Below are 12,417 nucleotides of genomic sequence, written 5' to 3'. Positions count from 1 at the left end.
TGCATCGGTCCGGCCTCCTGCCGGCCGCGAGTAGATTCCTCGGGAGCCCGGCCGACTTCGGTGGCGAACGCGAGATCAGCGCATCGGGCTCCACTCGGAATGACAGCTTCCCAATGCACAGCGAATCTCGAAAAACGGTATTACACGAACGAAGACGGCAACGATGCTACCGTTGCCGTCTCCGCCCTTCGGGTCGACGATCGCCTTCACGGTTCGGGCCTACCTCGCCAGCGGATCCGGCCGGAGCTGGAACCGGACCGCCTTGCTGGTGGTCCCCTTCCCGCCCTCCATGTGGAAGGGGGCGCGGGTGCTGATGGCGGCCCAGAGACCGCGCCCTTTCCAGCCGGCGTCCGGGTCGTCGATGCGGCCGTCCAGCCACTTGGTGTAGAACCCCGTCGGGTAGGGGACGCGCAGGACGACCCACCTTCCGTCCTTGAGGACGAGGAGCCCCTCGGACTGGTTCCCGGTGTTGATCGGCACGTTCTCGCCGAGCCCGAGCGTGTTGAACTGGTCCACCCAGGTGTAGTAGCTCCCTTCCCCGCTCCCCGGGCTGGTGACGTTGCCGAGCTGCGGGAGGGGCTCGGCGTAGAAGGTCCACCCCTCCGGACAGTGCTGGCCGGTGGCGGTGGGGCCGTTCAGCGGACCGCGGCACTTGCGCCGGTCGAAGCTGGCCAGGTGCCCGCTCGCCAGGGCGGCCCAGTACACGCCGTTCCGGTCCACGTCGCCGCCGCGCGGGGAGAAGCCCACGTTCGCGACGGCCGGGTTGTTCCACGGCACCTCGAAGACCTCGGTGAGCGCGGTCTCCGGCGGATTCTGGCCGGGGGCCAGCCGGAAGATCGCGCCGGGGAACCCGAACATCGTCCCCCACACCGATCCGTCCGGCGCGGGCGCCAGCGCGTACGGACCGCCGCCGTACTGCCCGGTGCCGATGCGCTTGTCCTTGCCGGGATCCACGGGCGCGTTCGGCTCCACGTACGCGTCGCGGCGGCCGTTCCCGCTGGTGTCCAGGATCAGCGCGGTCCATCCCTGCGCCCGCTCCTCGTCGCCCGTCTGGTCCCACAGCCTGGTGTTCACCCACCCCACCACCGGCCCGCCGCCGCTCAGCCAGAGGGTGCGGTTGGCGTCCTCGGCGAACATCAGGTGGTGCGTGCCGAAGCAGGTGGAGATGTGCTTCATCTCCTTCGTCCGCGGGTCGTACACCGCCAGGTGGCGGTTCGAGCTGTTGAGCGGGAAGAGGCGGGCCGACGGATGGCTCGACCCCTCCTTGCAGAAGGCCGGGTTGTCCGGCGGACGCACCCTGGAGGTGATCCAGACGCGCCCCTGCTCGTCGAGCATCGGGTTGTGCACGTTCGCCCGGCTGGTCCAGATCGCCTCGGTGCCCCAGTACGGCGAGGGGGCCGCGACCTGCGCCGGCGCCGCGAGCGGGGTGTTCGGGTCGCGGACCGTGACCGGGATCCGGGTCGCCGTATGGGTCTTCGGGTCGAGCACCGGCATGTAGTCGGCGCTCGCCTCGAGCACGGCGTAGACCGGGCCGTTGGCGTTGACCGTCGGGTTGCGCCGGTCGGTCGAGACCAGGTCGTGCAGGTACGCCTTGGGGTCCGCCCAGTCCCAGAGGGTGATGACCACGTTCCGCTCGATCCCCTGCGGGCGGGGCGGCGCGGGCGGGACCTCGCCCGCGGCGATCCGGTCGGTCCAGTCGGCGAACATCCGCAGCGTGCGCGGTCCCATCTGGTGCGCCATGCCGATCATCGCACCTCCAGCCTGGCCGGACTGCAGCCGCCGCTCCCACGCCTGCACGGAGGACTCGAAGGTGCCGAGCGCGGGGTGCAGCTCGCGCGTCCCCTTGCTCCCCATCTGGTGGCAGCCCAGGCAGGCGCCGTTCTTCAGCGGCCGGACGTACTCCGCCTGGCTCTTGAAGGCCGGGTTGATCCCGTTCCCCTCCGGGCCGGTGCCGGGGAACTCGCTCTCGGCCGGGACCTGGAGCAGCGAGTACCAGTACCCGGCCGGGTAGTACTCCGCCGCGGCGCGCGGATTCGGCGCGGGGGTCGCCCGCAGGTTCAGCGTCGTCCCGGGCTCCGCCCGCCGCTTCGGCGAGTCGACCAGCCCGTACCCACGCACCCAGACGTCGTATCTCGCCTGCGGGAGGTCGGGGAGGAGGTAGCGCCCCTGGTCGTCGGTCACCACGATCCTGGCGAACTTCGTCGGGAGGTCGGAGGTCTCCGCGATCACCCACACCCCCGCCTCGGGGCCGCCCGCCCCCGTCACCACCCCCGCGATGTCGTCGCGATCGATCGGGATCCCGCCGGGGGCAGGCTGCGCGCTGGGCGTGCGGGCCGCCCAGAGCAGCGCGGAGGCCGCCACCGTCGCGCCCGCGAAGAGTGCCTTCGTCGTCTCCATCTGTCAGCTCCCTGGATGAAGTTCCACCGCGTTCCGCACGACGAGGCGATGGAGACCCAGGCCGTCGGGCGTGAGGCGGCCGTGTGTTCCAGCCCGTTCGTGATGGGACGTTTTCGTCACGGTTCGTGGGGAGCGCGTCCGAGGACGCGCTGATGCACGACTGGTGGTTCCCCTCCGCGTGAACGCGTCAGGCGCGATCAGTACTTCACGTCGCGGCCGCAGGGCTGCGTCTGCGCGACTGCAATGGGGTTCCCCGCGAGGCCGGCGTCAAGCGCGGCGCGGACGTAGTTTGTCGCCCCCGCGATGTCCCTGGCCCTGGACGCGTGATCAGCGTCAGGGGCGGGGCCGCGACCACGAGGGCCGGTTCGCCAGGTCCGACGACGTCGGGCGCTCGCCCAGCCAGGACTTCAGGCGCCAGCTCCCTGGATGATGTTCCGCCGCGCCGACGCGTCGCTTCCCGCAGTCACCGGGCCCATGCCCCGGAGGAGGTCGCCACTCCAGCCGAGGGTGGCCCGCCGCGAAAAGGCCGCCATCCGCTCGGCGCTCAATACTTCACTTCGCAGCCGTAGGGCTGGGTCTGGGCCACCGCGATCGGCCTGCCCGCCAGCCCCGCGTCCAGCGCGGCGCGGACGTAGTTCGTGGCTCCCGGGATGTCCTGGGCCCTCGGCGTGTTCCGGTCGTCGATCGCGCCCCTGTAGCGAAGCACGCCCTGGGGATCGATGACCATGTACTGCGGCGTGTTGCGGGCGCCGTAGAGCCGTCCGAGCACGCCCGCCGTGTCGCGGATGATGGCCGTGGGCGCCGCGCCCTTTTCGCGGGCCTGGTCCTCGGCCTTCTTCGCGCTCGTGTACCCCTGTCTTCCCGGACCCGACGACACGACCGAGAGCCAGACCACCCCGCGCCGGGTGTACTCCTGCTGCATCGCCTGCGTGTTCCCGACCCCGTTCACCACGGCGTAGTGCTTCTTCGTGGCCGGGCATCCGTGGTTGAACCACTCGAGGACGACCCACTTGCCGGCATAGCCTGCGAGCGAGTGCGGCCGGCCGCGCGTGTCGGTCGCCGTGAACGCCGGCGCGGGGCCGCCGACCGTCAGGAGTTCCGGCAGGCTCTCCGGGTCCGCGTGGGCGGCGGCGATGCGGCGGACGGTGATGAGGGCGGCCATCAGCAGGGCGCCGCCAACCGCGGCGAGGATGAGGAGCTTTCGGGAGCGCCGGGTGGGCGTGGTCTTGGAAGTCATGAGGGTTGCCTTCAGGGCCAGTGATGGATGGATTCGGCCGCCGGTCGACCCGGCGGGCGTCTGGACTCACGACGGTGACGCCGCGGCGCGTTCGAGCGCGCTCGTGACGATGCCCGGCGTGAGCAGCGTCGGGAGGACGATGGGCGCCGCATCGCGCGCCCGCGGGTAGATGACGACGAACGGGACGCTGTTGCGCCCGAACGCGGCGAGCGCGCGCGTCACGGCGGGATCGCGGGTCGTCCAGTCGGCGCGCAGCAGCGTCACGCCGTGCTCGCGGATCGCGGCGCGCACCGCCCCGGAACCGAATGCCACGCGCTCGTTGACCTTGCAGGTGAGGCACCAGTCCGCCGTGAAGTCGACCAGCACCACGCGGCCGCTGTCGCGCTGCGCCTGGAACGACGTAGCGTCATACGCCTGCCAGGGCAGCGCGCCGGCGGCACCCTCCGCCGACGTCGCGCTCCCCGCCTGCACGACGCCCTGCGTCGATGCACCCGAGACGAGCGCCACCGCGCCAGCCGCGGCGGCGATCGCGAGCCCCTGCGCGAGGCGGCGGCGACCCGTCGGCGCCGCCAGGGTGCCGAACCGGCCGAGCGCCCACAGCCCGAAGGCGAGCAGGGTGCACGCGGCGAGCAGCGCGACCAGCGCGCCCACGCCGGCCTGCCGGCCGAGCACCCAGGCGAGCCAGACGACCGTCGCGAACAGCGGGAACGCGAGAACCTGGCGGAGCGTGACCATCCAGGCACCCGGCCTTGGCAGCAGTGCACGGAGCCGCGGCACGGCGGCCACCAGCGCGACGGGCCAGACGAGGCCCAGGCCGAGCGCCGTGAAGACGACGAACGAGCCGGCGGCCCCCGACGTGACCGCGTACGCGACCGCCGCGGCGAGGAACGGGGCGGAGCACGGTGTCGCCAGCGCGGTGACGAGCACCCCGCTCAGGAATGCTTCCACGCTCCGCGGCGCACGGCTCGCCGCGGCGGAGAGGCCCCCGCCGACCGGCATGAGGTCGAACACGCCGGCCAGGTTGAGACCCGCCGCGAAGACGACGAGCGAGAGCACGCCGACGACGGCGGGATTCTGCAGCTGGTAGCCCCATCCGGCTTCCGTGCCCGCGGCGCGGAGGGCGAGCAGTACGCCCACGAGCGCCCACATCGACACGAGCACGCCGGCCCCGAACAACACCACGTGCCTCCGCGCCGTACGTCCGTCGTGCGCGGCCGCTTCCGCGATCCCGAGCGCCTTGATGGAGAGCACGGGCAGCACGCAGGGCATCAGGTTGAGCAGCGTCCCGCCGAGCAGGGCGAGCAGACCCGCGATCGCGAGCGCGACCCATCCCCCGGCCGCGCCGGGCGTGGGTGGCGCAACGGCGGCGAGCTGCGCCCTGGCGACGACCGGCGCATCGACCTCCAGCAGCATGCGGGGCGCGCCGCCGCCCGCCTGGGCCGCGGTGTCGATCGCGAGCACCCCGGTGATCCGGGAGGGTGTCCCGGCCGCGTACGCCGAGCGGCCCATCCGCAGCTCGAGGCCGGTTGGGATGTCGCGCACTCCGGTTTGCGCCGCGTAGTCGATCACCCCCGCCGAGTCGATGAAGAACTGTACCCGCGGGGTGCGCTGCGAGGCGATCGCGGCTTCGGCAGGCGGGTACACGTGCAGCAGCACGCCTTCGGGATCGACCGCCGCGCGGAAGGTCCAGTCGTCCCGCCGCGCCGGGACGCGGGCGGCCTCCGCCGCGAACACGCGGGCGACTGCTTCGTCGGCGATCGTCCTGGCGGCGATGGGCACGGTGGCCGCGACGTCGACATCCCCCGCGACGCACTCCTCATCGCAAACGACCCACGTGACCTCCGCGGCCAGGGCGAGGGTGGATCCCACCCGTGCCGAGGGCGGCACGTGCACGGCGCCCAGGAGGTGCACCTCCCCCTTGTAGCCGTACGACGCGAGCGGCGGCGCCTCCATCCGCTCGGGCGCGGGCCACCGCAGCGGCGCGGCCGTCACGCCCTCCGGCAGGCGCCAGGTGACGACCGGCGCGCTGCCCACGTCGCCGGCGTGGCGCCAGTAGGTGTGCCACCCCGGGTTCGGGCGCAGCCGGATCGACACCGGAATCGTGTCCCCCGGCGCCACCGCCCGGACCGCGCTCCGCAGCTCGATCTCGACGGGCTGGTCCGCGGTCGCGCGCGCGACGGCGCTCGCCGGCCGGGGAACCAGCTGGGCATCCGCCGTCCCCGCCGTCCCACCGGCGGCGAGCGCGCCGATGAGCGCGCACAGCGCTGCGCGGACGTACAGAGGGGTCTGGGCTGACGCGGTGCAGCCCGCCACGAAGCGGATCGTCCCCCGTCTGATGCGCTCTTTCATGCTGCAGATCCTCGTCGATTGCATACTACTCTGTGTAGTAGAAAAGGGCGGACGGAGCCGCTCCGCCAGCTTCAGCCGGCGGATGCGGCTACCGGCGCGGCCGGCCGAGCGCGGGCGCGGTCCCGGGAAGCTCCGGGCGCGTCCGGCCGAGCTCGGGCGCGCTCTCGCGAATCTGCGCGCGCAGTTCGGCGCTCAGGTCGGAGGTGTGGTAGGTCCAGAGGAACAGCGACGTCCACACCAGCGCCGCCACGGCCAGCCCCCGGCGCGCCGTGGTGAGCCAGGTGCGGCGCCGGTCGGGCCGATAATCCATCAGGCGCCGCACGCGCTCCTCTACGCTCGGGCGGCTCCGGACCAGGGGGTGGGCATGGATCCAGCGCGCCCGCGGCCGTCGGGGGAGCGCCCGCTGCAGGCGCCACACCTGCACCAGCGCGGCGGCGACCACCAGCGGGTTCTGCACCGCCTCCACCACGCGTTCGTCGCAGGAGAGCTCGCGCCCAAAGACCATCCTGGGCCAGACGACGGACCGGAAGGTCCAGAGCAGGGCGAGCACCGCCGCGGCGAGCACGCCAGCCTGGGCGAAGCCGAAGCGCAGCTCCATCTGGTAGAACATCACGTACAGCGCCGCGCCCTGCAGGAGCACCACGAGGGCGCCCATGGACACGAGGCTGCCCAGCCAGGCACGCAGGTTGTCGCGCTGCCGCACGTGGACGAGCTCGTGCACCAGCACCGCACGAAGCTCGTCCGGCGCCAGCGAGCGGATCAGGGCGGGTGCCAGGAAGACGGCGGGCCGAAAGCACCCCGTGGTGAATGCCAGCGGGCCCTCGTCCGCGTGCCGGTGCAGCGGCGGCAGGCGCCTCGTCCCGATCCGCCTTCCGGCCTCGCGATAGAGATCGTACAGCCCGGAGAACTCGTCCGGCCCGTAGACCGGGAACCGGCGGCGCAGGCGCCAGTCGGCGACGCAGTGGACCGCGAACCGCGCGGCCGTGGCCGCGAAGATGAGCAGCGTCAGGGCGCGGGCAATCTCCACGGGGGCGCCGCAGAGGTCGTTCGGGATGCCCAGCAGGGCCTCCACGCCCCAGAGGAGCCTGGAGTACGGCGCAAAGAACCACTCAAACATCGGAATCCGCTCGCCTCCGCTTCTCTTCGATCGCCTTCGCCAGCGCCTCCATCGCCGCTTCGTCACCCACGAGGTCGACGAACTGGCTCATCGCGGGGGCGGTGAAGTCGTCCAGGAGCTCGCTCAGCACCGTGCCGACGGTGCGCCTGGTGAATTCCTCCTTGCTCGCGACAGGCACGTACACGTACGCCGCGCCATCCTTCCACTTCTCCAGCAGGCCCTTGTCCGCCAGGCGCGACATCACCGTCATGACCGTCGTGTACGCGAGCTCCCGGTCCGCGGCGACCCGCTCGTGGACGTCGTGCACCGTGGCCCGGCCGCGTGCCCAGATCACCTCCATGACGTCCGCCTCGAGGTCGCCGAGAATCTTGCGCAACCCCTTCTTCTGCGGATCGAAGGTGAAATGGTATCGATTCAGGGCCATTGGACCGGAGGGACATGGGTGGTTACGACAGCGTGTAGTAGGCTAGTGCCGTCGCGGCGTCCCGTCAAGTGTCACGGTACGATCCGGCCTCAGGCGCGGTCTCTCGATTCGCCGCCGCTGCTCAGACCGCTCGAACTTCGGCGAGCCGCCTGACCGCGTACTCGTCGTCCCAGCAGACGGCGGCTTCCCACGCGGCCGACGCTTGCGCGGCGATGTCGTGCGCAAGGTCGTCGAGACCGGCGGCATTGTGGGGCAGCACCAGGTCGAGGTCGGGGACGTCGACGTGCGACTCGTCCCAGTCGATCAGCGCGACCCGGTCCGCCGTCATTCGGACGTTGCCGGGGTTGTTGGGGTTGCCGTGGACGACGCACGTCCGGGGTCCGGCGAGCCGCGCCCACGCTGCCCGGCATCGAGCGACGCCCTCGGGCGGCATCGCGCGGAGGTCGATCTTCGTCCCGGTCTCGGCGTGCAGAAGGTCGGTCGACGATCGCCAGCCGGGGCGCTGCGGCCAGCCCTGCGTCAACCGGTGCAGCTGGCGGAGCGTGTCGGCCACGCGGCGCCAGTCGGCCTCCGTCTCGGGCGGGCCGCCCTCCACGCAGGTCATCACCACCACACCGTCGGCGAACAGCCGGCCGTCCCTGGTCGGGATCGGCACCGGCACGGCCAGGCCTGCACGGTCGAGGTGTTGGAGGAGCCCGGTCTCCCACGCGAGATCAGCGTCGCTCCTGGCCCCGAGACGACCGACCGCGAGGTGCCCGTCGACGCGCACGCTCCACACGTCGTTGGCGACTCCGCCGGCGAGCGGTTCGATGCGAGCGGCGTCGTCACCCCACTGCCCGAGTGCCTCCCATCCCATCGGCTGACCTGCTCCTGTCCTTCGGTCCACTCATCGTGAGTGTGCCGACCGGGATCGGCGGTGTAGTCGTCCTCGTCCGGGCCAGTCGGGCTCCGGTCGTCGGAGAAAACCTCGCCGAACTCCAGCCCGCCAGGTTCCTCGCTTCGGTGCGCGGACATACGAACCGGCTCGGCGCAGAGTTCCTCGCGTGGAAGCGCAGCCGCCAGAGATCCGCCATGCTGGATCGGCTCAGGCGCGACTGCATGCCGCCGCACGGAGCAGTCGGCCCTCCAGTGCCTTCGGAACCCTTCGGAGAACTGGGGCTGCTAAGTAGGTAGTCCTGAGTGCCGAGTGCTGAGTCCTGAGTTGCCGGATCGGATATCGTCTGTGCAGTTCAGCACTTGGCACTTAGCACTCAGGACTTTTCGGTTCGTCTTACGCCTTCGCCGGCTTCTTCCCCACTGCCGGGGCCGCCAGGAGCTGCCTGGCGACGATGTAGCCGGAGCCGCCGTTGACGCCGTGGCCGGGCCAGGTAGCCGCGCCCAGCATGTAGACGTTGGGCACCGCCGTCTGGTGCCCCGGCTGCCCCGGGAGCGGGCGGAAGAGGTAGCTCTGCGCCAGGTCGTGCGAGCCGCCGTACGGGTCGCCCGGGCCGGCGTTCGGGTTGTAGGCGGCCAGGTCGGCCGGGCCCATCACGTGGCGCGCCAGGATGGTGTCCTTCAGCCCGGGAACGTGCCGCGCGGCGATGTCGATCACCCGGTCGGCGAAGCGGTCCTTCAGTGCCTCCGTCCAGGTGCCGTCGCCCACGTCGATCGTCCCCGCGGCGTCGCCCCGCGGGCGGATCGGGATCTCCAGCATCTGCAGGCGCGCGATCGCCTTCCCCTCGGGGACGCGCGTCTTGTCGAACGCCGTCGGCGAGTCGAGCGAGATGGTGGGGCTGGCTGGGAGCCAGCCGTTCAGCGCCTGGGTGATCCCGGTGGTGATCTCCTCCAGCCCGCCGGTGAGGTGGAGCTGGCCCACCTCGCCCAGGCGCGCGTCGGGCCACGCCAGCGGCCGCGAGAGGGCGAGCTGCACCTGCACGGCGCCGCGGCCGTAGCGGAAGCCGCCGGCCTGCTTCACCAGCGGCGCGGGGACGTCGGCGCCCTCCAGCAGCCGCAGGTAGAGCTGGTCGGGGTTCACCGAGGCCACCACGGCGCGCTCGGCCTTGTACTGCTTGCCGCCGGCCACGCGCACCGCCTCGGCGCGGCCGTGGCGCACCACGATCCGCTCCACCAGCGCGTCGCAGATCACCTCGCCGCCGCGGTCGCGGATGAGCTTCACCAGCGCCCGGGGGAGCATCTCGCTGCCGCCCACGGGGAGCGCCATCCCCCCGCCGATGAACGACATCAGCACCAGCGGGAGCCAGAAGGCGCTGTTGGCGGCGTCGGGGGTGCGGCCCAAGTGCATCACCCACGGCGCGGCCAGGGCGCGGAAGACGGGCGAGCGGAAGCGGCGCTCCAGCAGGTCGCGCGCGGTCCCCATGAAGTCGGCGGCGAAGGGGGTGTAGCCGCGCCCCGAGGGGTCCACCATCAGCCGGCGGATGATCGCCTGCGCCTCGGGCGAGGCCAGGTCCATGGCGAAGAGCGGGAAGATGTCGCCCGCGTGGGCGCCGAACTCCTGGATCATCTGCGCGAACGCCTGCCCGTCGCCGGGGGCCAGCCGCTCGAACTCGGCGATGGCCGCGCCCATGTCGCGCGGGAAGACGGCGGTCCGCCCGTCGTGCATCGACACGCCGGTGGGAAGGCCGCCGTTCAGGTACTGCAGCCCGCGCTCGGCCAGCTCGGGGGCCAGCTCGGCGTAGGCGGGGCCGGTGACGAAGAGCGGGTGCGCGGTGGAGAAGAGGTCGTGCTTGAAGCCGGGGAGCGTCACCTCGTCGGTGCGGCAGAAGCCGCCGGGGCGGTCGTTCTTCTCCAGCACCAGCACGCTCCAGCCGGCGCGCGCCAGGAGCGCGGCGGCCACCAGCGAGTTGTGCCCGCTGCCCACGAAGATGGCGTCATATTTGTTCACGGAGGTCTCCTGTCGGTCGGAAAGTCTGCGGGTGGAGCGCCGGCCCCGTGCCGGGCCGGTCGGCTGGCCGCGGCGGGGGCAAGCGCCGTTCCCCGTTCCGACCGGTTGGAGACAGGAGCGTAACTCGTTGTGCAGCAACGGACGCGTACAGGATGTGCGCCGCCATTCGGTCCGTACGGTTGAGGAACACCTGCCGCACGGCGGGGACATCGATTCCGCAGCTGTCCGGACGGGGCGGAAGCGCAAGGGTGGGGACGGAGGATCGTGCCGGAGCGCGGCGCGCGCCAGCCTCGGCGCCAGGGCAGGGATGAGCGGTGCGAGACGGTCCTCACTGCGGGGGCGGCTCGTCCGGTTGTTGCATGGCGCGGGAGCGATCCGCGCGGAAGAGAACGGGGGAGACCCGAGACCGGAAAGCAGGCGATGAAGGCGAGGCGGGTGCCCGTCGCGGCGGCCGTGCTGGCGCTGGCGGCGTGCGGCGGCGGCGAGGGCGAGAACACCGGCGCGGCCGCAGCCGACACCGTCATCGCGGCCGCCGCCGACACCGCCCCCACCGTGGCCACCGTGGCCGTGGCCACCGTGCCCCAGTCCTGTCAGTCGGCTGCGTACTCCTGGTCGGAAGGCTCCATCGAGTCAGGCTTGCCGGAGCCGCTAGACGGCGCGTCGGTCTCGGGGCGTGACGCCCTGCTGGCGCTGCGCGAGTCGCGTGGCGATACGTTGATCGTCGTTCGCGGCGGCAACTTCTCGGGCAGCGATTTCCGCGGCGCCCGCCTGCACAACGTCTGCTTCATCGGAACCGATCTGTCAGGCACCGACTGGCGCGGCGCCGACGCGCACGGCGTGGGCTTCATTCGCTCCAACCTCAGCGGGGCGAAGCTCGCGGGGGCGCGCATGCCCGGCGTGCTGCTGCGCAATCCCGACATGGCCAACGTCGACGCTTCCGGCGCCGACTTCTCCCGCGGCCGCATCGACGGGAACGTGTTCGGCAGCTTCGAGAACCTTCGGCTCGACCGTGCCGACCTCAGCGGCTTTCGCATCGATTGCGGAATCACCCAGGAAGATGGCTGCCCCGACGAGCGGTCGCTGAGCCTGCGCGGCGCGAACCTGACGGGCGCCAGTCTGCACAGCTGGTGGTTCCGCGCTGATTTTGCCGGCGCGCGCCTCGACCGGACCGAGGTCGGACTCCATCAGCTTCGCGACCTTGCCGACGCCGAGCTGGCAGGTCCCCTGGTTCTTCGCGGCGGCGATGCGACAGCCGAGATCGACCGCGACGACTATCGGGTCCTGCTCGCAGGCATCCGCGATCCGTTGCTCCGCGATTCGCTGGACGACCCGGCGCAGATCACGCCCGGCCAGCCGCCGGCCTGGCTCCGGCCGGGCGCGGTCGTCCTGTTCGCCGAGCCGGTGGTGTCGTTCGACGACGCCTTTCGGAGGCACGCCCTGTTTCGCCGTCTCGTTCCGGTGGTTCTAGGATCGGCACGGGCGCGCGTGGTGGTCGAGGTGAATGCCGACGGCACGATCGACGCCATCGGCGACGCGATTGGCTCCAACGCGCATCTCTGTGACATGGGAGGGCGGCGGCTTCGTCTCGATCGCGCGACCGGCTGGTTCTCCGGCCCCTATGAGCCCACCGGCGACGAGCCGGCGGAATGGCGCGACCGACCGATGCCGGTGCTGCGCTTCTGGGCCGATCGGGCCGAAGTCTATCAGGGGGGACACGCCTATCCCGGATATCCGGGGCGCGACCCCCGCTTCAGTGACTATATGGAATGCGGCGCCCGCGCCGGCTTCGATACGATGGTGCGCCTGCCCGTCACCGACGCCGAGGCTCGGGTGGTGCGCGAGCAGCCGCCACTGTGGGACCGGTGAGTGTCTTATGCTGATTGACGATCTGCTTCGGTATTCGCGATCGAAGTTCCCGTAGGGGCGAGGCATGCCTCGCCCGGATGGCCGAAGGCCATCACGCGGCGACATGCCCGGCCCGCTTCGACGAGCTTTGGTGTTGCGAGAGGCAG

At 71.9% G+C, this 12,417-nt stretch carries 8 protein-coding genes; 1 reads left to right on the top strand and 7 read right to left on the bottom strand.

Features of this window, described 5'->3' with window-relative positions:
• Positions 1-219: 219 nt before the first annotated feature.
• From VF746_05170 to VF746_05140, 7 genes are all read right to left on the bottom strand, one after another.
• Positions 220-2,397, bottom strand: coding sequence for a carboxypeptidase-like regulatory domain-containing protein (locus VF746_05170; GenBank protein ID HEX8691786.1), 2,178 nt, complete (start codon positions 2,395-2,397; stop codon positions 220-222).
• 544 nt (positions 2,398-2,941) lie between these two features.
• A complete protein-coding gene (locus VF746_05165) occupies positions 2,942-3,634 on the bottom strand; it encodes a redoxin domain-containing protein (protein ID HEX8691785.1) in 693 nt (230 codons plus the stop codon).
• 66 nt (positions 3,635-3,700) lie between these two features.
• Complete coding sequence (locus tag VF746_05160) at positions 3,701-5,983, bottom strand: protein-disulfide reductase DsbD domain-containing protein (GenBank protein ID HEX8691784.1); 2,283 nt, start codon at positions 5,981-5,983, stop codon at positions 3,701-3,703.
• A gap of 88 nt (positions 5,984-6,071) precedes the next feature.
• The gene (locus VF746_05155) at positions 6,072-7,100 is read right to left on the bottom strand and encodes a M48 family metalloprotease (GenBank protein ID HEX8691783.1); all 1,029 of its coding nucleotides are present in this window, start codon (positions 7,098-7,100) and stop codon (positions 6,072-6,074) included.
• Entirely contained in the window at positions 7,093-7,524 is a 432-nt protein-coding gene (locus VF746_05150; GenBank protein HEX8691782.1) for a BlaI/MecI/CopY family transcriptional regulator, read from the bottom strand. Before VF746_05150 ends, VF746_05155 begins: the two co-directional genes overlap by 8 nt.
• 121 nt (positions 7,525-7,645) lie before the next feature.
• Positions 7,646-8,380, bottom strand: coding sequence for a hypothetical protein (locus VF746_05145; GenBank protein ID HEX8691781.1), 735 nt, complete (start codon positions 8,378-8,380; stop codon positions 7,646-7,648).
• 414 nt (positions 8,381-8,794) lie between these two features.
• Complete coding sequence (locus VF746_05140) at positions 8,795-10,405, bottom strand: NAD(P)/FAD-dependent oxidoreductase (GenBank protein ID HEX8691780.1); 1,611 nt, start codon at positions 10,403-10,405, stop codon at positions 8,795-8,797.
• Positions 10,406-10,825: 420 nt separating this feature from the next.
• Between VF746_05140 and VF746_05135 the strand changes: the two genes are divergently transcribed.
• Positions 10,826-12,271, top strand: coding sequence for a pentapeptide repeat-containing protein (locus VF746_05135; GenBank protein HEX8691779.1), 1,446 nt, complete (start codon positions 10,826-10,828; stop codon positions 12,269-12,271).
• The last annotated feature ends 146 nt before the right edge of the window (positions 12,272-12,417 follow it).

Source organism: Longimicrobium sp., from assembly GCA_036389795.1.
Taxonomy (GTDB): domain Bacteria; phylum Gemmatimonadota; class Gemmatimonadetes; order Longimicrobiales; family Longimicrobiaceae; genus Longimicrobium.
The sequence above is the reverse complement of the archived record's forward strand: the minus strand, read 5'-3'. Positions and strand labels throughout refer to the sequence as shown.